Origin of the sequence: Halorubrum sp. F4 (genome assembly GCF_027257195.1) — an archaeon.
Taxonomy (GTDB): domain Archaea; phylum Halobacteriota; class Halobacteria; order Halobacteriales; family Haloferacaceae; genus Halorubrum.
The window spans coordinates 863,248-884,044 of record NZ_JAPDFS010000001.1; the positions used below are offsets into that span (position 1 = coordinate 863,248).

Consider the following 20,797-nt stretch of genomic DNA (forward strand, 5'->3'; position numbering starts at 1 on the left):
CGATCCGATCGGACCCGATCCGGCACGACCCGACGGCGGCGGCGATCTACGGCCCGCGGTGAGCTATGAGCCAAGTCGATAAGCAACTCGAGAATCTGAAGTCGACGATAGAACAGGAGGTCCCGAACGACGTGAGCGTCACGGACGTCAAATACGAGGGACCGGAGCTAGTCGTGTACACCCGAGACCCCAAGCGGTTCGCGGGCGACGGAGACCTGATCCGGCGACTCGCCTCGAAGCTCCGAAAGCGTATCACGGTCCGTCCGGACCCGTCGGTGTTGTCCCCCCCGAAACGGGCCGAAGGGGAGGTCAGAGACGTCATCCCCGAGGACGCGGGAGTGACGTCCCTCGACTTCCACGAGGACACCGGAGAGGTGATGATCGAGGCCGAGAAACCCGGGATGGTGATCGGCCGGCGGGGCTCCACGCTTCGGGAGATCACCCAGGAGATCGGCTGGACCCCGGAAGTCGTCCGGACGCCGCCGATCGAGTCCTCGACCGTCTCGAACGTCCGGAACTTCCTGAAGAACGAACGCGAGGAGCGTCGAGACATCCTCGAACGCGTCGGTCGACAGATCCACCGCGAGGAGATGGCGGACGACGAGTGGGTCCGGATCACGACGCTCGGCTGCTGTCGCGAGGTCGGCCGCGCCGCGTTCGTGCTCTCGACGCCCGAGACCCGGATCCTGATAGACTGTGGGGACAAACCCGGCGCGGAAGGCGAGGTCCCCTACCTCCAGGTTCCGGAGGCGCTCGGCGCGGGCGCGGCGACGATCGACGCGGTCGTGTTGACCCACGCCCACCTCGACCACTCCGCGCTCCTGCCGCTCCTCTTCAAGTACGGCTACGACGGTCCGGTGTACACCACGGAGCCGACCCGCGACCTGATGGGATTGCTCCAGCTGGACTATCTCGACGTGGCGGCCAAGGAGGGTCGGACCCCGCCGTACGAGTCCGCGCAGGTCCGCGAGACGATCAAACACACGATCCCGCTGGAGTTCGGCGACGTGACGGACATCGCGCCCGACGTCAAGCTCACCTTCCACAACGCGGGTCACATCCTCGGCAGCGCGGTGACGCACTTCCACATCGGCGACGGCCTCTACAACGTCGCCTTCTCCGGGGACATCCACTACGAGGACACCCGCCTGTTCAACGGCGCGGTCAACGACTTCCCCCGGGTCGAGACGCTCGTGCTGGAGTCGACGTACGGCGGCCGCAACGACTACCAGACCGATCAGGCGGACTCCGAGGAGGCGCTCAAACGCGTCATCAACGAGACGTACGAGCAGGGCGGCAAGGTCGTCATCCCGGCGTTCGCGGTCGGCCGTTCCCAGGAGATCATGCTCGTCCTGGAGGAGGCGATGCGCGAGGGGGACATCCCCTCGATGCCGGTCCACCTCGACGGGATGATCTGGGAGGCGACCGCCATCCACACCACCTACCCCGAGTACCTCCGCGACGACCTCCGGAACCGGATCTTCCACGAGGACGAGAACCCGTTCCTCGCCGAGGAGTTCAACCACATCGACGGCGGCGAGGACGAGCGCCAGGACGTCGCGGACGGCGAGGAGTGTATCATCCTCTCGACGTCGGGGATGATCGAGGGCGGACCGATCATGTCGTGGCTCCGTCACATTGGCCCCGAACCGGACTCGAACCTCGTGTTCGTCGGCTACCAGGCACAGGGGACGCTGGGCCGTCGGATCCAGAACGGCTGGGACGAGATCCCGGTCTCCGACTGGGGCAACGGCGGCCGCGGCGACACCCTCTCGCTCGAGATGGGCGTCGAGACCGTCGACGGGTTCTCGGGCCACGCCGACCGGCAGGGCCTGGAGAACTTCGTGAAGACGATGAACCCCCGTCCCGAGAAGGTGCTCTGCGTCCACGGCGACGAACGCTCCGTCCAGGACCTCTCGTCGGCGCTGTATCACGACTACAACATGCGGACGTTCGCGCCGAAGAACCTGGAGACGTTCCGGTTCAAGTAGGCGTCCGGACGTTCGGCGGCCCCAACCACGCCGTCGCGGCCGACGTTTCGAGCCCCACCGCGGCTGATCCTTTAAGCCTCGTCGCGGCGATACCGATCCATGCGCATCGCGCTCATCGCTCACGACGAACTCAAAAACGAGATGGTGGCGTTCGCGGAGGCCCACGCGGAGGTCCTCGGCGAGTGCGAACTGGTGACGACCGGAACGACGGGGAAACGCATCGCCGAGGAGACCGGACTGGCGGTGAATCGGCAGGCCTCGGGGCCGCTCGGCGGCGACCTCCAGATCGGGGCGATGGTCGCGAACGGCGAGATAGACGGACTGATCTTCCTCCGTGACCCCCTCACCGCACAGCCGCACGAGCCGGACATCTCCGCGCTGTTGCGCGTCTGTGACGTGAAGGACGTCCCGGTGGCCACCAACCTCGCATCGGCGGAGCTGCTCGTTCGAGGCCTGCTCGGCACGGAGGGGCCGATAGCCGAGGAACTCCTCGACGAGCGGTCGCCGCTCCGCGACGACGACTGATCTCAGCGTCGATAATCGGCTCGGCGGGGTTTATGTCCGGGTCGTCGTAGGCCGACCCGATGGGGAGGGAGTCGGATCCGAGACCGGGAGACGATCGTGACGAGGAGCCAGCGGAAGGGACGGACGCCGCCGCGTCGGGTCGATCCCTGATCACCGCTTGCCTCTGTCTCCTCGTCGTGACCGCGGTCGTTCCCGGCGTCGTCACCGGGGGTCCCGCGGGATCGTCCGAAGGTACCACGGAAGCGACAGGGGCCACGGACCGCGAGGTCGGACCGCTGACCGAGTGTTTCGCCGGCGAGGGATACCCGCTGGCGATCGGCGACCCACCGGCGACGATCGACGCGCTGGTCCACGTCTCGGTGCTCACCGATCCCGCCGCCGGCGACGAGTTCGGCGTCGAACTCGCGGGGACGCTCGACGGCGAGGCGCTCGTCACGCTCGCGGCGGGCGTCCGGCTGGACGCGCCCGGGCTCGTCGCCACCGGGATCGACCCCTTCGCGGCGTTCGACCTGTTGTACGCCTACGAGCTTCGGCTCCCGATGTTCGACGGCACGATCGGCGATACGACCTACGAGGAGGACCGGCCGCCGGTCGGATCTTCCGCCGATGCGGTTCCCTGCTGACGACTGGCGGCTCGACCCCGAGCCGTCGGTGACCTTATCGATCCCGAGCCGGCAGTGACCTTATCCCCGTGGCTCCGGGAACGTGCGGACGAAGCATGTCCGATGGAGAGCTGGAGGACTTCACGATCCTGCGCGAGTTGGACGAACCGATCTCCGAGGACGAACTGGACGCCGCGGGCGAGAAGTCGGGGGAGGTTCTCGAACGGCTCCGCGAGGAGGGCGTCGGCATCGAGTGGGTCGACTCCGAGGTCATGACCGACGAGGACGGCGACGTGACCGGAACGTTCTGTCACTATCGCGCCGAGGACGAGGAGGCGATCCGTGAACACGCCGACCGGGCCGGGCTCCCGGCGACGCGCATCGACCGACGCGGCGACCCGCTCGAGGGCGAGTGAGGACCCGGCGGTCGAGACCTCCGGACCGGGATCGGGAGTTCCGCTCGCTCGTCACTCGGGACGTACCGCGCGAACGAGCGAGAGCAGTTCCCGTCGCGCGTCGTTCGCGTCCTCGTCGAGCCGGTACGCGCCGCCCGCGAGCAGGTACTGGCCGACCTCCCACACCGCGAGCAGGGCCTCGACCGGGACCCTCTCCCCGTCGAGCGTACAGCGACCGCGGAAGGTGGCGAGCGTCGCCTCGGTGGCGTCGGGATCGTCGACCGCGATCGTCCGCTCGCCGCGGGACTCTACCCCACCGATGTCGCGCTCCGTGAGCCGGTCGCGAAACCCCGCACGCGCTCGGTTCTCGACGAACCGTGTGAGCGCCGCGTTCGGCGGCGTTTCGGGCCGTATCCGGAGCCGGGTCGCGAAGAAGAAGGGGCGCGGATCCGGGCGGTCGGCCCGCTCGTATCGGACCGTGCTCGCGGTCACCGAGACGGGACCCGCGGCGAACGGACGGTCGGCCGTGTCGTCGACGTGCCGCCAGCCGTCGAGACGTTCGGCGGGGACGACCGGGGGTTCCATGCCGCTCCCTTCGACCGGAACGTAAGTAAACGACGGGGGTGGGTCGGGCCGGTCAGTGATCGTCCTCGCGCCACTTGTGCTCGCACTCGGTACAGACGAAGAATCGCGTCTCGGACTCGTCCGCGGAGCGGATCTGTTGCATGTACCAGTACGCGCGGTCGTTGCCGCACTCCGGACAGTAGGCGGTCGTCTCCGGGAGCCCCTTGTCCTCGGCGTCGCTGACGTCGATGATCTCGGACTCCTCCTGGGACTGCGTCGTCCAGGCGTCCTCCTCGTCCTCCTCCTCGGCGCGATCGGTCTCGTAGCCGCAGGCGTCACAGACCCAGTGGTCCTCGCCCTCGCCCGACTTCATCATCGAGCCGCACTCGTCGCAGAACTTCATGCACGAACCAACGAGGGGTCACACATAAACGGCGGGATCCCGCGCCGGAGACCGGCCGGTCCGACGGGACGGTCCGGCGGGACGGTGGCCGTCGGATCTCACGCGACGTGGTCGGCGAGGGCGAAACGGACCCGCTCCTCCTCGCTCCCCTTCGTCTCGCGGCCGGTAACGACGATCGTACCGATCTCGCCCGTGGATCCGACGTGCGTCCCCGCGCAGGCCGTGCGGTCGTAGGGGTCGGGAGTGGAGTCGGGATCGTCGCCGGCCGCGGGCGGATCGTCGCTCCCGCCGTCACTATCGGTCTCGCCGCCGATCTCGACGATCCGCAACTCGGTGATCGAGTCGGGGAGGAGGTCGATCCGGGTCCGGTCGGTGTCGAGGGTCGCCTCCGCGTCCGCGCGGTCCATCGTGTAGCTCGTGACCGGGCGGTCGTCGTCGACGAGCTCGTTGAGCCGCGTCTCGATCCGTGCGAGGTCGTCGTCGTCGAACCGGTCGTAGGCCGCGTCGAGGTGGGCGTGGTCGGCGTACAGCTGGTTTCCGGTCGTGCGGGCGTCGAACTCCTCGAGGAGCAGCGCCGACAGCAGGTGCTGTGCGGTGTGGTACCGCGCGTGTTCCCGACGTCGGTCCCAGTCGATCTCGCCGATCACGGCGGTTCCGGGTTCGGGGAGCGCGGTGGGAGTGGCATGGCCGCCGCGGTCGGCGTCGACGGGCGCGAGCGTGTGGTATACCGTGTCCGTCTTCTCGACGTCGACGACGCGCCAGTGGCGGTCGGGATCGTCCGCGACGCGGAGGACGCCGGTGTCGTGGGGCTGGCCGCCGCCGGTCGGGTAGAAGTGCGTGCCGTCGAGGACGACCCGCTCTTCGAGGGTCCGCTCGACGGTCGCCTCGAACCGCTGAACCGTGTCGTCGGCGAGGTAGCGTTGCTCGGTCACGTGACCCGGAAGGTGGTCGGCGATATTAAACTCCCGCGAGCGCGACGGACGTCGGAGTGACGACGCGTACGACGGCGGGAGCCATCGGATCGGACTCGATTGCCGTCGAGGATGTCGGCGTCGAGGAGGCCGCTAACGGTCCAGTCGATCGATCCCGCGAAGCAGGGAGCACGGTTGTAGAACACGCGTCCAAAGTCCCTTTGAGTCCCGCCCCGCACGGTACCACCCCCACACCACACGGTACCGCACCTCACGCCTCCCCAGCCTCGGCGGCGGGCCGGCGCGGGACCGCACCACGCTCGCGCCGGCCCGCCACCTCCCTCGCGGGCTCCTCGCGCCCGACCGGGCGCTCGGAGGCGCGCCAGGGCACCGCGAGCCGGGGTACCGCGCGCCTCCGGCAGCCGTCGGCCGTGCGCGGCGTTGCCGCCGACCACGGACGGCGGGTCGGTCGTTCCGTCCCCCTCGCGGGCGTCGTACGCGTTCGTCGTGGCGGGGCAGGACCCGTTCTGCGCCCCTCGTCGTAACGACTAAGAACGGAACGCCCCTCGGTTACGGCAATGAATCACGAGTTTTTCGCCCGAGGTGGTCCCCGTGGGCGTCGAGATTAAGGAGACGGAGGTGGACGAGGCGGACTTCGAGGAGATGAAGCGGTTCGTGCGGGACTACCTCGCGGCCAGCGTCGAGAGCGAGGAGGACGGCGGCCGGATGCGGTGGTACCCATGGCATTCGGCGGAGTACCGCTTCAACCACATCCTCAACGTGGTCGACCTCGCCGAGGAGATCGCCGAGGCGGAGGGCGCGGACGTCGACGTGGTCCGCGTGGCGGCGGTCTTCCACGACGTGGCCAAACTGGAAGTCGACCAGGACGTCCACGCCGAGGCCGGCGCGCGCGTCGCCCGCGAGTACCTCCGGAGCCGCGGAAACTACCCCGAGTCGTTCATCGAGGAGGTGTGCGGCGCGGTCGTCGACCACTCCTACACCGGCGACCTCGCGGACGTTCCCCTCGAGAGCCGGTGTCTGATCGAGGCCGACGTGCTCGACAAGGTCGGGGCGAACGGCGCGGTGTTGATGCTGTTGCGGATGGGATACGAGTCCCGCACCCACATGGACGCCGCGAAGATGGTCGACCGGGTCCTCGACCGCGGCCGCGACCACACCGACCGCGTCGTCTCCGACACCGCCGAGAGCATCGCCCACCAACGGATCAAACGGGTCCAGTGGATCCGCGAGTGGCTCGAGGAGGAGGTCAGCCGGATGAACGCCGAGGGCGTCGTCGAACCGTAACGAGTCGGAGAACGGCTCCGTTTCCCCTCGGGTCCGGCCAGCTACGCGTCCGGGTCCACCGCGGGCAGCGTCCGCGAGAGGTACTGCCTCGACTCCTCGCGGACCGCCTCGGTCCACTCGCGGTCGGTCGTCGTCGCCCAGCGCAACATCGCGCCAGTGGCGAGCGTCTGGAGCGTCTCCGCGACCGCCGCCGGGTCGACGTCGTCGTCCCGCTCCGGCGGGGTCCCCGCGTCCACGACCGGCTCGGCGGCCGCCTCGCGGACCGATCGTTCGAGGAACCGCCTGAACACCCGGTCGCTCCGGTCGAAGTGTTCGCGGTACGCCTCGTCGGTCGCCGCCTGTGCGCGGAGCTCGACCATCGCGACGAGGAACCGCCCGTCCGGAGCGTACTCGTCGTCGACGCCGCCGGGGTCGGTCATCGCGGCCACGTAGGCGTCGAGTCGCGCCCGCGGCGGGAGGTCGAAGGCGTTCCCCGAGACGGCCGTCTCGAAGCCGTCGAGCAGGTACTCGAGGAGGTCGACCAACAGCTCGTCCTTCCCGTCGTAGTGGTGGTACACGAGCGAGGGGCTCTTCTCGAACGCCTCGCCGATCCGCTTTATCGTGAGGTCCGCGTACCCGTGTTCACAGAGCGCGCGGAACGCCGCGCCGAGGATGGCCTCGCGGGTGTTCGCCGGCTCCGTGAACGGGTCATCCATAGGGTGTGTACCCGGCATGGGTATATATCGACCCTGATTGAACGTTCATTCAACACGCTTATGACGCGGGCGGGAGAGACGAACCCATGACTCGACAACCGGCGCTCGGAGGGTCGCCCCTCCGGAGTCGCGACGTCACGCTCGCGGTTCCCGCTTCCGGCCCCGCTCTCCCACTCCGGCCGCGTACGACCCTCGCGTTTCGGGACTCCGTTCCCCGGAGCTCTTCTCACCGATGTTCCGACGTCGGAGGTGAGCGGTGACGCCGCCGAGCGGGCGAACGGCCGTCGCCGTCGTCGTTTCCGTCGCGCTCCTCGTCGCCGCCGGGAGTTTCGCCGGCGTCGCCGCGGAGACGGAGACCACGAGCACGGGTTCTCCCGACGATCCGACTCCGGCGACCGCGCTCGCGGTCGGAAGTCCCGGCGGCGCGGGCCTCGACGATGACGCGGTCGGGCAGGCGCGCGGACAGGTCCGTGGCGAACCCGATCTCGAGGCGTATCTCTCGCAGCCGACGGTTCCGACCGGCGGGGAGTCGACGATCACCGTCGACCTCCTCAACACGGGCGAGATGGAGATGGGTAGCGAGCTCGACCCGCGCGTGACGACCGCACGGAGCCTCCGACTGGAGGCGGAAGCCGAGGACGAGGACGATCCGATCGAGGTGACGACCGGCGAGATCGCCGTCGGCGACGTGCCGACCGGCACGCCCAGATCGGTCCCGATCGACGTCGCGGTCCCCGACGATGCGGCGGACGGCGAGTACGACCTCGAGGTGACCGTCCGGTACCGGTACACCAGGACGATCGTGCCCAACGGGACCAACCACTACGACTCCTCCCGAACCGAGGAGTTCCACGTCACCGTCGTGGTCGACGACGGGGCGCGGTTCGCGATCGTCGAGGCCGACACCGACGCGCAGGTCGGCGGGACCGGCGAGGTGAACGCGACGCTGCGGAACGTCGGCGACGAGACCGCCCGCGACGCGATCGTCACGGGAAGCACGTCGGGAAGCGGCGTCACGCTGGGCGCGAACGGCCCGCCGAACGTGTTCGTCGGCGACTGGGAGCCCGGCGAGAACCGAACCGTGGCGTTCGACTCGTCGGTCGCGTCCGATTTCGCGGGCGAAACGTACGTCCTCCGCTCGGCCGTCGAGTACCGCGACGGCGACGGAGCGGAGGTCACCTCGCCGTCCTCGCGGGTCGGGGTGACGCCGATCGCCGAACAGCGGTTCGCGGTCGACGGCGTCGGCGGCAGCCTGGAGGTGGGCCACTCGGGGAACGTCACCGGAACGGTGGCCAACGACGGGCCGTTGGCGGTCGACGACGCCGTCCTCGTCGCCGAGTCGACGAGTCCCGGCGTGACGTTCCCCGAGAGCCGGTACGCGCTCCCGGACCTCGCGCCCGGGGAGTCCACGGACTTCTCGTTCGACGCCGACGTGACCCCCGAGGCCGACCCCGGCCCGCGACAGCTCCGGTTCACCGTCGAACACGGGAGCGGGGACCGCACGGCGACCGACGAGTCGACCGCACGGATCGAGGTGGGTCCCGGACAGTCGTTCGCGGTCGACGGCGTCGACTCGACCCTCGAGGTCGGGTACGCCGGATCGATAGACGGGACGCTCACCAACGACGGTCCGCGGACCGTCGACGAGGCGGTGATCGTGGCCGAACCGCAGAGCACCCGAGTGACGCTCGGCGAGAACCGGTACGCGCTCCCGGAACTCGCACCCGGGGAGTCCACGGACTTCTCGTTCGACGCCGACGTGAGCGGTCAGGCCGATCCGGGTCCGCGGCAGGTCCGGTTCACCGTGGAGTACGCGGGCGACGACGCGACGCTGACCGACGAGTCGACCGCACGGATCGAGGTCGCTCCGCGTCGACCGGAGTTCGCCATCGAGGCCGACGACCCGGTCGTGCCGGCCGGCGAGACGCGGCGGATCACCTTCGAGATCACCAACCAGCGTCCCGAGACGCTCTCGTCGATCAACGCCGGCCTCTACGCCGACGACCCGATCTCGGCGGTCGAGGACGAGGCGTTCGTGGACGAGCTCGAGCCCGGCGAGTCGACCGAGATCCGGTTCGAAGTGTCGGCCGCCGCGAGCGCGAGCGAGCGGACGTATCCGCTCGAGTTGGACTTCCGGTACGACGACGAGCGCGGAAACGACCGGATCTCCGACGTGACGCAGTACCCGCTCGACGTGTCCGAACCCGTCGACGACGGCGGCGGCCCCCCGATCGCCACGATCGTTCTCGGCGTCCTGGTCCTCGTCGTGCTCGCCGGCGGGGCGGTCTGGTACCGCGGGCGACAGTGACCCGATGACCGGACCCGGAACGCGAGCCGCCGAACGATCCGAGCCGAGCCGGAGGCGACCGTGACCGCCGCCGATCGGGCGGTGGAGCGGATCGACGAGCTCGCGACGAACCGGCCGGTGGCCGTCATCGTCGCGTTCCTGCTCGTGAGCGTCGTCGCGCTCGGCGGCGTCACGGCGATCTCGACGTCCGCGGGGGCCGACCAGTTCACCCAGGACATCCCGGCCCAGCAGGCGCTCGACGAGATCGACGAGGAGTTCGAGTCCTCGATCGGCGGATCGGCCACCTCCGCACAGGTGATCGTCACGGGGGACGACGTCCTCTCGCGGGACGCGCTCGTGCGGATCCTCGAGACGCAGGACAGACTGGAGTCCCGCTCGACGCTGCGGGTCGCGTCGACGACGAGCCACGCGAACGCGATCGCGAGACGGCTCGATCCGTCGGCCGAGACGCCCGGCGAACAGCGCGACGCGGTCGCGGAGGCGACGCCGCGGGAGCTGGCGGCGGCGATCGAGGCCGCGGACGAGTCCGGCGCGGTGGCCGCACAGGTGTCGACGGACTACAACCCGACCGCACAGCGGGCCGGGGCCGCGATCGTCGGCGTCACCTACGACGTGCCCGACGCCGCGACGACCGCTCGGGTCGAGACCCTCCAGGTCCGAAGCGTCGAGGTCGTCGACTCGGTTCCGGGCATGGAGGCCGGCGAGAACGCGATCCTGTTCGGCGACGGGATCCTCCAGAGCGAGATCAACGCGCTTCTGACCGACACCGCGATCATCGTCTTCCCCGCGGCGCTCGTGTTGATCCTGCTGTTCCTGCTCTTCGCCTATCGCGACCCGATCGACATGGCGCTCGGGCTCTCCGCGCTCGGGATGTCGGTGCTGTGGACGTTCGGGTTCATGGGGTACGCCGGGATCCCCTTCTCCGACTCGCTCATCACCGTCTTCCCGCTTCTCGTCGCGGTCGGGATCGACTTCGGGATACACATCATCAACCGCTATCGCGAGGAGCGGCTGGACGGTGGGGGGATCGGCGACTCGATGCGGACGACGACGGACCAGCTGTTCATCGCGTTCCTGCTCGTGACGATCACGACCGTGGTCAGCCTGATCGCCAACGTCGTGAGCCCGTTCGACCCGAACCGGGACTTCGGGATCGTCGCCGCCGTGGGGATGGTGTTCACGCTCATGGTTTTCGGCGTCTACCTCCCCGCCGCGAAGGTGCTCGTCGACCGGGTTCGCGACCGGCTGCCGATCCCCGAGTTCGGGTCCACGCCGCTCGGGACCGGCGGGTCACGGCTCGGAACTCTCCTCCACGTCGGCGTCGATCTCTCCCGGATCGCGCCGGTCCTCGTCGTGGTCGTCGTGCTCCTCGGCGGGGCGCTCGGCGGCGCGTACGGGACGGGCGTCGACACCGAGTTCTCCGAGGAGGCGTTCTTCCCGGACGAAGGGCGTCTGGAGACGTACAGCCAACTCCCCGAACCGCTCGCGCCGACCGACTACACGTTCCTCGACGTGCTCACCCTCTTCGAGGAGGAGTTCGACCAGAGCTTCGTCGGCTCCGTGACGCTGTACGTCGATCAGTCGGTCCGTGACGACGACTCGCTCGAACTCATCGACCGGACCACGCGGAACCCGCCGGACACCTTCGCGACGACCGACGAGCGGCGGGCCTCCGCGACGAGCATCGTCACCGTGATCGAGGACCACGCCGAGAACGATCCCGAGTTCCGTCGGACCGTCGAGCGCAACGACCGGCTCGGCACGGGCGTCCCGGACCGCAACGTCGACGAGGTGTACGACGAACTGCTCGACTCCTCGGCGGAGGGGCAAGCGCGCGGATACATCGCCGCCGACCGTGGAAGCGCCCGGATCGACTACACGATCCGGCCCGGCGTCGACGACGCGGAGGCGGTCGCGGACGTCCGTGAACTCGCCGAACGCACCCCGCTCACGGCGGTCGCGACGGGGCAGCTCGTGGTCAACGAGGCCGTGATCGAGCTGCTTCTCGACTCGGCCGTTCGGAGCCTGATCGCCGCGTTCGTCCTCACCGCGGCGTTCCTGATGCTTTCGTACCGGTATCTGGAAGGGAAGGCGGTGTACGGCGCGTTGAACCTCGTTCCCGTGCTGGCGACCGTCGGGCTGTTGGCCGGGTCGATGTACGTCCTCGACATCCCGCTGACGCCGATCAACGCGCCGATCCTCTCCGTCTCGATCGGGCTCGGGGTCGACTACACCGTTCACTTCGTCCACCGGTTCGTCGACGAGTACAAGGCCGGCATGCCGATCCAGGAGGCGCTCGACGTCACCATCGGCGGGACCGGCGGCGCGCTCACCGGGAGCATGCTCACGACCGTCACCGGCCTCGGCGTCCTCTGGCTCGCCGTGATCCCGCTGATCCAGGAGTTCGGGGCGCTCCTCGCGCTCGGCGTGTTCTACGCGTACCTCTGTTCCATCGTGTTGGTGCCGTCGCTGGTGGTCGTCTGGGACCGCTACGGATCCCGCGTCGGACTCGGGCTGGAGGCGACGCTCGGGGAGGAGGACGAGGCGGCACGCGACGTGGAACGCGGCGGAAGGTAGGATCGGAGAGATCCGCTGAAATCCGGCCGTTCGGAGACGATACGGAGTGAACCCGTCGATCACTAACGATCGCGTGTCGAGCGGAAAAACCCGTTTGAGCCACTCAACCACGCGTTTCAAGTCAGTGTACGGTCAATCCGTGGTATGGGAATCGTCCGGGACTCCGAACACAGCAACGGTGCGCCGACGATCGAGGGGACGGGGATCCGTGTAAAAGACGTCGCCTCGGCATACGAGCACAGCGGCTACGGTCCCGACGAGATCACGCAACTGTATCCCGACCTCAGTCTCGGGGACGTCCATCGGGCACTCGCGTACTACTACGACCACATCGACGACTTCCGATCGGCATCGTCCGAACCAGCATCCGCATGACGCGGCCGTTGTACTGTGACGAGAGCATCTGGATCCCGGTTGCTGACGGGCTCACCAGACGCGGGTGGACGGTTCACACCGCACGAAACGAGGGTACGCTCGGTGACGCGGACCGCGAGCAGTTGCGGTATGCGGTCGAAAACGACTGGCTTCTACTGACGTTCGACGACGATTTTCTCACGCTTGTCGAAGGTCAAGGACTGGAGCATCGGGACCTGATCTACGTACAACAGGCCGGACGGCAGATCGGTGACGTCGTGAAAGTCGTCGATGAACATCTACAGAACCGATCCGACGGCGATCCGTCGATTCAGTACTTATAATCCATCACGGAGATCCTCGCCGGATCCGATCCAGGACCCCGCTCAGTCGTCGGCGCGCGGCGTCGGCGGCGACCCGGCGAGCCGGTCACGATCGTGCGGGGCCTCCCAGTCGAGGTCGGGGCCGCGAGCGATGATCCCGCTCGGAGTGACGTCCGGGTGGGTCGTGTAGTAGTGCTCCTTGATGTGGGCCATGTCCACCGTGTCGGCGACGCCCGGGGTGGTGTACAGGTCGCGCAGGTACGGCCAGAGGTGCTCGTACTGGTGGACGTACTGCCGGTTACACATGAAGTGCGTGTGGTACACCTGGTCGAACCGGACCAGCGTCGTGAACAGACAGAGGTCGGCCTCGGTGAGCGAGTCGCCGACGAGGTAGCGGTCGTCGGCGAGGTGCTCGTCCCACCGGTCGAGCGCGCCGAAGAGGTCGTCGACGGCGTCGTCGTAGGCGGCCTGCGAGGTCGCGAAGCCGGCGCGGTAGACGCCGTTGTTGACGGGCTCGTAGATCTCGGTGATGACCTCGTCGACGTCCGCGACGGTCGCGTCGTCGTCGGGGCCGGGAAGCAGCGAGACGTCGTTGCCGAGGTCGTCGAAGGCGGTGGTCAACGTCCGCAGGACCTCGCGGGACTCGTTGTTGACGATCGTGTCCTCCTTCGTGTCCCAGAGGACGGGGACGGTCACCCGGCAGGTCGCGTCGGGGTCGGCCTCGACGTACAGCTCGCGGAGGTAATCGCTCCCGTGGATCCGGTCGGGGGTACATCCCTCCTTCTCCGGGGAGAACTGCCACCCGTCCTCGCCACGCCACGGGTCGACGACGCTGACGCCGATCGCGTCCTCCAAGCCGAGCAACGACCGCGCCAGCAACGTGCGATGCGCCCACGGACAGGCGTACGAGACGTACAGGTGATACCGGCCCGCCTCCGGCTGGAACCGCTCGTCGGGCTCGGCGTCGACGTGACCGGGCACGTCGCTGCCGGCGATCCAGTTCCGGAAGGTGGTTTCCCCCCGCTGGAACGCCCCTTCCTCGTCGGTCGATTCGTACGCGCCGGTCCGCCACTCGCCGTCGACGAGCTGGTTCATGGGCGTACAACGGTCTCGAGACGGATAACCGGGCCGGGGACACGGGCGTCACCGGGTCGAGTCCTCCGATCCTCGAGCGCGATCGTTGCCGCATGCCGACGGCTTTAACTCGGCCGACGCGGTACGTGTCTCCGTCATGGCCGCACAGGCGATGGATCGCGTTCCGCGATCGTAACGAGGAGTTCTACGTGAGCACGGACAGGACAGCGCGGGCGACGGCCGCTCGCCGATCGACGTGGGGTGTAACGGGATGTTGACCGGTAGCGAGAGCGAGGCGACCGAGCCGAACCGCGAGGCGTCGGACCACGGGACGTCCGACCGGGAGTTCCCCGAGGACGCGGGCCCGATGGTCCGTGCCGGCATCGACGCGGCCGCGTTGAAGCCGGCCGAGTGTGACGTCTCGCGAGCGGTCGAGCTGCCGGTCGACCGCGTGGCGATCGATTACGAGGGTCGAGCGCACTTCCCGGACGCCGCGACGCTCGAGGCGATCGCCGACGAGAAGTCGCTGTACGTCACCACGCCGGTCCGCGCCGACGGCTTCGACCCGCTCGGCGACGACTCGCTGCTCGACCGGATCCCCGACCGGGCGCGTCGACTGCTCGTCGCCGGGCACGGCGCGTACCTCGACGAGTCGGAGGCGTCCCGGGCGATCGCCCCGCGGTTCGGGGCCGCCCGGGAGGTCGCGCCGGACGCCTGGATCGGAACTGAAGGCGTCGAGCGGCTCGCGCTCGCGGCCGGCGGAACGCAGTACGAGCTGCTCTCGCGGTCGACCGATCGGGACGCCCGTGCGCTCCGCGCCGCCGGGTTCGACGGCGAGATAGCCGTCTACGCGCCGACCGTGCTGACCGACGACGAGGACGCAGTGCTGGAGGCGGTCGGGGCGTACGTCTCCCGGCGACGCCCGGTCTCCCGCGCGCTGCCCGATGGAGGCGATACGGACGACGGGACCCCGCCGACGGACGCGACCGCCACGGGACGGACCCGCGAGGTCCTCTCGGCGGCCGCGCGCGACTTCGCGCTCGTCGGATCGCCGACCACGGTCCGCGAGCGCGTCGAGGAGCTCCGGGAGGCCGGCGTCGATCGCGTCGTCGGCTATCCCGCCCGCGGGATCGACGAGTTCCTGTCGTAGGGGCCGCGGCGTTCCCGTCGGCGGCGACACGAACGCCCCGTCGCCGGACCGTTTTTATCACCGCTTCGAGAAGGGCCGCCGATGACGGACTCGAACCCTTCGAACGGCGTGGAGCCCTCGGATCCCGCGGTGGCGGTCGTCGGCGGCGGCGCGGTCGGCGTCACCGCCGCCCATGACCTGGCCGCGCGCGGCGCAAGCGTGACTCTCTTCGAGCGCGACGACCTCGCGAGCGGCGCGTCCGGCCGGGCGGCCGGCGTGCTATACGACGCCTACGCCGAGGACGTCGACGCGGCGATCGGCGCGCGCGCGATGGAGCGGTTCCGCGGGTTCGATCGGACGCTGCCCGGATTCGAGTTCACACCCTGTCCGTACGTCATCGCGATCCGCGAGGGCGACGAGGACGCCGAGGCGGTGCCGGAAACGGTCGCGCGGATGCGCGAGCACGGCCGGGAGGTCTCGGTCGTCGAGCCCGACGCCCTCGGCGAGCGGTTCCCGCTCTCGACGGACGACCTCGCGGTCGCCGCGGTCGGCGAGGGGGCAGGGTGGGCCGATCCCGGGAGCTACGTCGTCGCGCTCGGCGAGCGCGCGGCACGCGAGGGCGTGACGATCGAGACCGACGCCGAGGTCGAACTCGTCGCTGACGCGGGCGCGACCATCAGGATCGACGGGGAGGAGCGGGCGTACGACGCCGTCGTCGTCGCGGTCGGCGCACACACCGAGCGCTTCCTCGAGTCAGCCGGGATCGCGGTGCCGGTGAAACCGTATCGCGTCCAGGCGTTGACGAGCCGAGTCGCCTACGACGGGCCGATGACGTACGACGCGACCGCCGGGGTCTACTTCCGGCCGCACCCGACCGGACTGCTGGCCGGCGACGGCACCGAGCCGTTCGAGGCCGATCCCGACGCGTACGACCGCGAGGGCGACGACTGGTTCGTCGAGAACGTCTCGGCGGCGCTCCGTGAGCGCGCCGACCACGACCCCGAAGTGGAGCGTGCGTGGGCCGGCGTGTGCACGGCCACGCCCGACGGCGACCCGCTTCTCGGCCCCGTCGCCGAGGACGTCTTCGTCGCCGCCGGCTGGCAGGGCCACGGGTTCATGCGCGCCCCCGCGACCGGGGAGATCCTCGCCGAGGGCGTCCTCGCGTCGCTGTCGGGCGCGGCGGTCGGCGACGACGACTCGCCGTGGGTCGGGGCGTTCGATCCGGGCCGATTCGAGGGCGACGAGACGTTCGAGATCGAGGAAGGGATGTCGGTACGGAACCGCTGATATCGAGAGGGAAGGACCGCCGTCCGGCCGAACTATGCGTCGTTGGAGTCGGCGTCGACGGCGGGTCCCTCGCCCTCCTCGACGACGTCGACCGCCTCCGCCGCGCCGTCCTTCGGGATCTCGACCTGTAGCGTGCCGTTCCGGGTGAGCGTCGCGTTCGCGCCGTGAGGGGTCACGTCGGCGTCGGCGGGAAGCTCGGCGCTGCCCGAGAGGGTGAGCCCGCGGCCGGGGAACACCACGTCGAAGCCGTCGTAGAAGTCGCGGAAGCGGTCGAGCCGGACCTCGACGGTGTGGTCGAGGAACGTCACGTCCACGTCCTCGCCGTGGACGCCGGGCGCGTCGAAGACGACGAGGTAGGCGTCGTCGCTCTCGAGGAGGTCCGAGGAGAGCGGGCGGCGCTCCTGCATCTTGCTCCAGCCGCGGCCGACACGCTCGAGGGTGCGGCGGACGATCGAACGCCCGGTGTCGACGATGCGGGTCACGGGGCTACACCTCGATCTCGGACAGGTCGTCCCCCCCGCAGTACGGACACGTCAGGTCCGTGACGGCGTGGTCGTCGGGAAGGTCGTAGGTGTAGTGGTTCTCGAACATGTCGAGTTCGCAGTCGTCGCTCTCGCATTTGACCTCCATCGTGGATGGCATTACCGGTCCCTTGTGTCGGCGAGGGCTTAAACGACGTGGGGCCGGCGATCCGGACGCCGGTCTCCTTCGAACCCGAGTCCCCCTCAGATTCCGGAGCCCCGGAGCCGCTCCGGAACGACGGTCCGCTCCGCGAGGAGGACGACGGCGGTTCCACAGATCACGCCGAGGAGAACGCCGTCCGACACGAACAGGAACGGGACGCCGAACGCCAGCGAGACGCCGAGATACAGCGTGAAGAGGGCCGTCCCGCCGAGGAACGCGATCCGGAAGAGGACCGCGCGTCGCGCCGCCGGGAGTCGATCACGGGCGATCCAGGCGACCGGACCCGCGAGCACGGCGACGGCGAGCGCGGAGGCGGCGACGAGGAGCCACGGGACCGAGCCGGACTCGACGACCCGGGCGAGGGCGAGCGCGGCGAACAGCCCGAGCGAGACGTACAGGAGGAGGGTCGCACGGCGGGGGAACATACGCGATCGTTCGCCCCGATCGGTCATAAACGGTCGGAGGGATCCGACGAAATAGATACACTAGTACAAGAATACAGACATACATTTATATATTGAACCGACGATCCTCGAAGCATGCCCATCGGTATCGACGAGTTCGACTCACACGATCCGGACGAGCGGGAGACGAACGCGGAACGGGTGATCGGGTTCCTGATCCACAATCGTGACAAGGCGTACAAGGCGGTCGAGATCGCCGAGGCGACCGGGATCAACGAGAACTCGATCCATCCGGTGTTGAAACGGCTCGCGGACCGCGATCTGGTTCGACACCGGGAGCCCTACTGGGCCATCGGCGACCTCGACGCGGTTCGGAACGCGATGACGTTCGCCTCGACTGCGGGATTCCTCGACGAGGAACTCGGTTCCGAGAGCCGGGAGGAGTGGTTGGCCGCAGCACGAGACGGGGCGGGGAACGACGAGTGAGCGGTCGAAGCGCTCTCCGAATATCTGTGACACGATCCGTTTCGGAGATCGATCCTGAGGATCGCCGGCCCCACGTTCCGCACGCGTTTTCCGTCTCGGCCGTCTACGACGGGCCAACATGACCGACCCGGCCGATCTCTCCGTCACCATCGTCGACGGGTACGTCGACGAGCCGGCGCACTTCGGCGTGCCGCCGTACGTCTCGACGTACCCGCGGTACACGGCCGGCGCGCTCATCGACGCGGGCGTCCCCGAGGGTTCGATCACCTACCACACCATCGACGAGTTGCGCGACGACCGGCGCAAACACGCCGACGTCGCCGACGCGGACCTCTTCGTCTACGTCGGGGGCATGACCGTCCCCGGCAGCTACGTCGGCGGGACGCCCGCCGAGCCGGACGAGGTCCGCGAGCTCGGCTGGACCGCGGACGGCGTCACGCTGCTCGGCGGGCCGGTCCGCTTCGGCGTCGGCGAGGAGAACGCCGGCGCACAGGACATGGAGCGCGACGACCTCGACTACGACTTCGTCGCGAAAGGCGACGTCGAGGCCGCCGCCCACGACCTGGTCGCGAACGGGCTCGAGGGGTTCGGAAACCGGATGCGCGACAACGACGAGGTCGATCGGTGGGCGGCGAAGGGCGCGTTCGTCGTCGAGCAACACCCCAACCACCCCGACTACCTCATCTGCGAGATGGAGACCTCCCGCGGCTGCGCCTACCGCTGTTCGTTCTGTACGGAGCCGCTGTACGGCAACCCGGCGTTCCGCGAGGCGCGTTCCGTCGTCGAGGAGGTGGACGCGCTCTCGGACAGGGGGGTCAAACACTTCCGGCTGGGCCGCCAGGCGGACATCCTCGCGTTCGGCGGCGACGGCGAGGCCCCGAACCCCGACGCGCTGCGGGAGCTGTACGGCGGGATCCGCGCGGTCGCGCCCGACCTGGAGACGCTCCACCTCGACAACATGAACCCCGTGACGATCGTGGAGTATCCGGAGGCGTCCCGCGAGGCGATCCGGGTCATCGCCGAGCACAACACGCCCGGCGACACGGCCGCGTTCGGCCTCGAGTCCGCGGATCCAGTCGTTCAGGAGCAGAACAACCTGCTCGTCACCGCCGACGAGTGTCTGGAAGCGGTCCGCGTCGTCAACGAGGAGGGCGGCTGGCGGCCGGGCGACCCGCTCGCCGGCGACTCCGGAGGCGTCCCCGGTCCGGACGACGACCGGCGGTACGGCCCCTCCACCGGCCCCGACGCGAGCCCGCGGCTCCCGAAGCTCCTGCCCGGGATCAACCTCGTTCACGGACTGAAGGGCGAGCGCCCGGAGACGTACGAGCACAACAAGCGGTTCCTCGGGCGCGTCTACGACGAGGGGCTCATGCTCCGACGGATCAACGTCCGGCAGGTGATGGCCTTCGCCGGCACCGAGATGGCCGAGACCGGCGCGGACATCGCCCAGGAGCACAAGGACCAGTTCGCTTCCTACAAACGCGAGGTCCGTGAGACGATCGACAACCCGATGCTCGACCGGGTGGTTCCGCCCGGCACCGTCCTCCCGGACGTCCACCTCGAGTACCACCAGGACGGGAAGACGTTCGGCCGACAGCTCGGCACCTACGCCCTGCTCGTCGCGGTTCCCGGCGAGCGCGAGCTCGGCACCGCGATCGACGTGGCGATCACGGACCACGGCTACCGCTCCGTGACGGGCGTTCCCTACCCGCTCGACGTCAACGCGGCCTCGATGGACGAGCTGACCGCGATCCCCGGGATCAACCGGAACACGGCGGGCGACGTCGTCGTGGGGAGACCGTACGACGACGTCGGCGAGGTCGACGCCGGCGTCGCCGACCTCTCGCGGTTCGCGGTTGCCGGCGACGCGAGGGTCCCGATCCCCGGCCGCGACCGTCCCGGGTCCGGGCCCGGCCCGGCGTCCCGATCGTCGCTCGGTCGAGGGGACTGATGGCATCGCCAGGAACCGGCGGGAGCGGTCCCCCGTCGCCGACGGTCACCCGCGTCGAACTCCCGGTCGACACCCGCGCGACGACGGGAACGACGAACGCCTACCTCGCGAACGGTCTCCTCGTCGACCCCGCGGTCCGGACGGACGACCTCGACGAGGCCGCGGCGTCACACGGATCGGCGGACGGATCCGGGATCGAGGCGGTCGCCGTCACGCACACCCACCCGGACCACGTCGGCGCGGTCGCCGACTACGCGGACCGGACGGACGCGACCGTTCACGCGCACGCGGACCACGTCGAACGGTTTCGCGACGCGACCGGTACCGAGCCGGACGAGACGTTCCGCGACGGCGACACGCTCGGGACGACCGGCGTCCGCGCGCTCGACACCCCGGGACACGCGCCCGACCACGTCGCGTTCGTTGTCGAGGAGGAGGACGACCCCGCCACCGCGGCCCTCGTCGGCGACCTCGCCGTCGCCGAGGGAAGCGTCGTCGTCGGGGCGCCCGAGGGGAACCTCCGGGAGTACCTCGCGAGTCTCGAACGAGTGCGCGACTCCGGCTTCGACCGGCTGTACCCCGGCCACGGCCCGACGATCGAGGACCCGACCACGACCTGCGAGCGCCTGATCGACCACCGGCTCGCCCGCGAGGAGCGGGTGCTCGCGGCGGTCGAGGCCGGCGCGGCCGACGTCGACGCGGTCCTCGAGGCGGCCTACGACAAGGACCTGACCGGCGTGGCGGACCTCGCGCGGGCGACGGTTCGTACACACCTCGAGAAGCTGGCCGCCGAGGGGCGGATCGACGCGGCGTGGGACGACGGGTAGCC

General features: G+C 69.5%; 22 protein-coding genes. 14 read left to right on the top strand and 8 right to left on the bottom strand.

From position 1 onward, the window contains the following. Positions 1-65 precede the first annotated feature (65 nt). The 4 genes from OKW78_RS04425 to OKW78_RS04440 all read left to right on the top strand — a co-directional run bounded on the left by OKW78_RS04425 (position 66) and on the right by OKW78_RS04440 (position 3,534). Positions 66-1,991, top strand: coding sequence for a beta-CASP ribonuclease aCPSF1 (locus tag OKW78_RS04425; RefSeq protein ID WP_281194084.1), 1,926 nt, complete (start codon positions 66-68; stop codon positions 1,989-1,991). A gap of 99 nt (positions 1,992-2,090) precedes the next feature. Beyond that, positions 2,091-2,516, top strand: a complete 426-nt coding sequence (locus tag OKW78_RS04430; protein WP_281194085.1) for a methylglyoxal synthase — start codon at positions 2,091-2,093, stop codon at positions 2,514-2,516. Positions 2,517-2,575: 59 nt separating this feature from the next. Further along, on the top strand, positions 2,576-3,139 hold the full coding sequence (locus OKW78_RS04435) for a hypothetical protein (protein WP_281194086.1): 564 nt from the start codon (positions 2,576-2,578) through the stop codon (positions 3,137-3,139). Positions 3,140-3,234: 95 nt separating this feature from the next. Further along, on the top strand, positions 3,235-3,534 hold the full coding sequence (locus tag OKW78_RS04440) for a DUF4242 domain-containing protein (protein ID WP_281194087.1): 300 nt from the start codon (positions 3,235-3,237) through the stop codon (positions 3,532-3,534). Between the two features lie 51 nt (positions 3,535-3,585). Here OKW78_RS04440 and OKW78_RS04445 read toward each other — a convergent pair whose 3' ends face one another. The 3 genes from OKW78_RS04445 to OKW78_RS04455 all read right to left on the bottom strand — a co-directional run bounded on the left by OKW78_RS04445 (position 3,586) and on the right by OKW78_RS04455 (position 5,412). Then, entirely contained in the window at positions 3,586-4,098 is a 513-nt protein-coding gene (locus tag OKW78_RS04445; RefSeq protein ID WP_281194088.1) for a hypothetical protein, read from the bottom strand. 52 nt (positions 4,099-4,150) lie between these two features. Next, on the bottom strand, positions 4,151-4,480 hold the full coding sequence (locus tag OKW78_RS04450) for a transcription factor S (RefSeq protein WP_281194089.1): 330 nt from the start codon (positions 4,478-4,480) through the stop codon (positions 4,151-4,153). 98 nt (positions 4,481-4,578) lie between these two features. Then, positions 4,579-5,412 carry an alanyl-tRNA editing protein gene (locus OKW78_RS04455; RefSeq protein WP_281194090.1) on the bottom strand — a complete coding sequence of 278 codons (834 nt, stop codon included), beginning with the start codon at positions 5,410-5,412 and terminating at the stop codon, positions 4,579-4,581. A 582-nt stretch (positions 5,413-5,994) separates the two neighbouring features. On the opposite strand from OKW78_RS04455, the gene OKW78_RS04460 reads away from it, so the two are divergent. Then, positions 5,995-6,696, top strand: coding sequence for an HD domain-containing protein (locus tag OKW78_RS04460; RefSeq protein ID WP_281194091.1), 702 nt, complete (start codon positions 5,995-5,997; stop codon positions 6,694-6,696). Positions 6,697-6,737: 41 nt separating this feature from the next. Here the strand turns inward: OKW78_RS04460 and OKW78_RS04465 are convergent, their stop codons facing one another. Then, complete coding sequence (locus OKW78_RS04465; protein ID WP_281194092.1) at positions 6,738-7,391, bottom strand: TetR/AcrR family transcriptional regulator; 654 nt, start codon at positions 7,389-7,391, stop codon at positions 6,738-6,740. A gap of 256 nt (positions 7,392-7,647) precedes the next feature. On the opposite strand from OKW78_RS04465, the gene OKW78_RS04470 reads away from it, so the two are divergent. The 4 genes from OKW78_RS04470 (at position 7,648) to OKW78_RS04485 (ending at position 12,974) form a co-directional block, all read left to right on the top strand. Continuing rightward, complete coding sequence (locus tag OKW78_RS04470) at positions 7,648-9,699, top strand: COG1361 S-layer family protein (RefSeq protein WP_281194093.1); 2,052 nt, start codon at positions 7,648-7,650, stop codon at positions 9,697-9,699. A gap of 60 nt (positions 9,700-9,759) precedes the next feature. Next, positions 9,760-12,276, top strand: coding sequence for an MMPL family transporter (locus OKW78_RS04475; RefSeq protein ID WP_281194094.1), 2,517 nt, complete (start codon positions 9,760-9,762; stop codon positions 12,274-12,276). A 144-nt stretch (positions 12,277-12,420) separates the two neighbouring features. Next, a complete protein-coding gene (locus OKW78_RS04480; protein WP_281194095.1) occupies positions 12,421-12,651 on the top strand; it encodes a DUF433 domain-containing protein in 231 nt (76 codons plus the stop codon). After that, the gene (locus OKW78_RS04485) at positions 12,648-12,974 is read left to right on the top strand and encodes a DUF5615 family PIN-like protein (RefSeq protein ID WP_281194096.1); all 327 of its coding nucleotides are present in this window, start codon (positions 12,648-12,650) and stop codon (positions 12,972-12,974) included. Before OKW78_RS04480 ends, OKW78_RS04485 begins: the two co-directional genes overlap by 4 nt. Before the next feature lie 42 nt (positions 12,975-13,016). Here OKW78_RS04485 and OKW78_RS04490 read toward each other — a convergent pair whose 3' ends face one another. After that, on the bottom strand, positions 13,017-14,048 hold the full coding sequence (locus tag OKW78_RS04490) for a glutathione S-transferase family protein (RefSeq protein WP_281194097.1): 1,032 nt from the start codon (positions 14,046-14,048) through the stop codon (positions 13,017-13,019). A gap of 346 nt (positions 14,049-14,394) precedes the next feature. Between OKW78_RS04490 and OKW78_RS04495 the strand changes: the two genes are divergently transcribed. Both OKW78_RS04495 and OKW78_RS04500 read left to right on the top strand, forming a co-directional pair. Further along, complete coding sequence (locus tag OKW78_RS04495) at positions 14,395-15,177, top strand: LLM class flavin-dependent oxidoreductase (protein ID WP_281194150.1); 783 nt, start codon at positions 14,395-14,397, stop codon at positions 15,175-15,177. Positions 15,178-15,258: 81 nt separating this feature from the next. Next, positions 15,259-16,443 carry an FAD-binding oxidoreductase gene (locus tag OKW78_RS04500; protein WP_281194098.1) on the top strand — a complete coding sequence of 395 codons (1,185 nt, stop codon included), beginning with the start codon at positions 15,259-15,261 and terminating at the stop codon, positions 16,441-16,443. 32 nt (positions 16,444-16,475) lie between these two features. Here the strand turns inward: OKW78_RS04500 and OKW78_RS04505 are convergent, their stop codons facing one another. The 3 genes from OKW78_RS04505 to OKW78_RS04515 form a co-directional block, all read right to left on the bottom strand. Next, positions 16,476-16,925, bottom strand: a complete 450-nt coding sequence (locus tag OKW78_RS04505; protein ID WP_281194099.1) for an Hsp20/alpha crystallin family protein — start codon at positions 16,923-16,925, stop codon at positions 16,476-16,478. Between the two features lie 4 nt (positions 16,926-16,929). After that, positions 16,930-17,085, bottom strand: a complete 156-nt coding sequence (locus OKW78_RS04510) for a hypothetical protein (RefSeq protein WP_281194100.1) — start codon at positions 17,083-17,085, stop codon at positions 16,930-16,932. Positions 17,086-17,168: 83 nt separating this feature from the next. After that, positions 17,169-17,552 carry a hypothetical protein gene (locus tag OKW78_RS04515; protein ID WP_281194101.1) on the bottom strand — a complete coding sequence of 128 codons (384 nt, stop codon included), beginning with the start codon at positions 17,550-17,552 and terminating at the stop codon, positions 17,169-17,171. A gap of 114 nt (positions 17,553-17,666) precedes the next feature. Between OKW78_RS04515 and OKW78_RS04520 the strand changes: the two genes are divergently transcribed. The 3 genes from OKW78_RS04520 to OKW78_RS04530 all read left to right on the top strand — a co-directional run bounded on the left by OKW78_RS04520 (position 17,667) and on the right by OKW78_RS04530 (position 20,795). After that, positions 17,667-18,017 carry a TrmB family transcriptional regulator gene (locus OKW78_RS04520; protein ID WP_281194102.1) on the top strand — a complete coding sequence of 117 codons (351 nt, stop codon included), beginning with the start codon at positions 17,667-17,669 and terminating at the stop codon, positions 18,015-18,017. Positions 18,018-18,135: 118 nt separating this feature from the next. Beyond that, on the top strand, positions 18,136-19,968 hold the full coding sequence (locus OKW78_RS04525; RefSeq protein WP_281194103.1) for a radical SAM protein: 1,833 nt from the start codon (positions 18,136-18,138) through the stop codon (positions 19,966-19,968). Then, positions 19,968-20,795 (top strand): MBL fold metallo-hydrolase, encoded by an 828-nt coding sequence (locus OKW78_RS04530; RefSeq protein ID WP_281194104.1) that lies wholly within the window; start codon positions 19,968-19,970, stop codon positions 20,793-20,795. Before OKW78_RS04525 ends, OKW78_RS04530 begins: the two co-directional genes overlap by 1 nt. Positions 20,796-20,797: the final 2 nt, after the last annotated feature.

What these genes read in the sequence shown, in the direction of transcription:
- OKW78_RS04425 (WP_281194084.1), top strand. Translation starts at nt 66, where the DNA reads ATGAGCCAAGTCGATAAGCAACTCGAGAATCTGAAGTCGACGATAGAA.
- OKW78_RS04430 (WP_281194085.1), top strand. Translation starts at nt 2,091, where the DNA reads ATGCGCATCGCGCTCATCGCTCACGACGAACTCAAAAACGAGATGGTG.
- OKW78_RS04435 (WP_281194086.1), top strand. Translation starts at nt 2,576, where the DNA reads ATGGGGAGGGAGTCGGATCCGAGACCGGGAGACGATCGTGACGAGGAG.
- OKW78_RS04440 (WP_281194087.1), top strand. Translation starts at nt 3,235, where the DNA reads ATGTCCGATGGAGAGCTGGAGGACTTCACGATCCTGCGCGAGTTGGAC.
- OKW78_RS04445 (WP_281194088.1), bottom strand. Translation starts at nt 4,098, where the DNA reads ATGGAACCCCCGGTCGTCCCCGCCGAACGTCTCGACGGCTGGCGGCAC.
- OKW78_RS04450 (WP_281194089.1), bottom strand. Translation starts at nt 4,480, where the DNA reads ATGAAGTTCTGCGACGAGTGCGGCTCGATGATGAAGTCGGGCGAGGGC.
- OKW78_RS04465 (WP_281194092.1), bottom strand. Translation starts at nt 7,391, where the DNA reads ATGGATGACCCGTTCACGGAGCCGGCGAACACCCGCGAGGCCATCCTC.
- OKW78_RS04480 (WP_281194095.1), top strand. Translation starts at nt 12,421, where the DNA reads ATGGGAATCGTCCGGGACTCCGAACACAGCAACGGTGCGCCGACGATC.
- OKW78_RS04485 (WP_281194096.1), top strand. Translation starts at nt 12,648, where the DNA reads ATGACGCGGCCGTTGTACTGTGACGAGAGCATCTGGATCCCGGTTGCT.
- OKW78_RS04490 (WP_281194097.1), bottom strand. Translation starts at nt 14,048, where the DNA reads ATGAACCAGCTCGTCGACGGCGAGTGGCGGACCGGCGCGTACGAATCG.
- OKW78_RS04495 (WP_281194150.1), top strand. Translation starts at nt 14,395, where the DNA reads ATGGTCCGTGCCGGCATCGACGCGGCCGCGTTGAAGCCGGCCGAGTGT.
- OKW78_RS04500 (WP_281194098.1), top strand. Translation starts at nt 15,259, where the DNA reads ATGACGGACTCGAACCCTTCGAACGGCGTGGAGCCCTCGGATCCCGCG.
- OKW78_RS04510 (WP_281194100.1), bottom strand. Translation starts at nt 17,085, where the DNA reads ATGCCATCCACGATGGAGGTCAAATGCGAGAGCGACGACTGCGAACTC.
- OKW78_RS04515 (WP_281194101.1), bottom strand. Translation starts at nt 17,552, where the DNA reads ATGTTCCCCCGCCGTGCGACCCTCCTCCTGTACGTCTCGCTCGGGCTG.
- OKW78_RS04520 (WP_281194102.1), top strand. Translation starts at nt 17,667, where the DNA reads ATGCCCATCGGTATCGACGAGTTCGACTCACACGATCCGGACGAGCGG.
- OKW78_RS04525 (WP_281194103.1), top strand. Translation starts at nt 18,136, where the DNA reads ATGACCGACCCGGCCGATCTCTCCGTCACCATCGTCGACGGGTACGTC.
- OKW78_RS04530 (WP_281194104.1), top strand. Translation starts at nt 19,968, where the DNA reads ATGGCATCGCCAGGAACCGGCGGGAGCGGTCCCCCGTCGCCGACGGTC.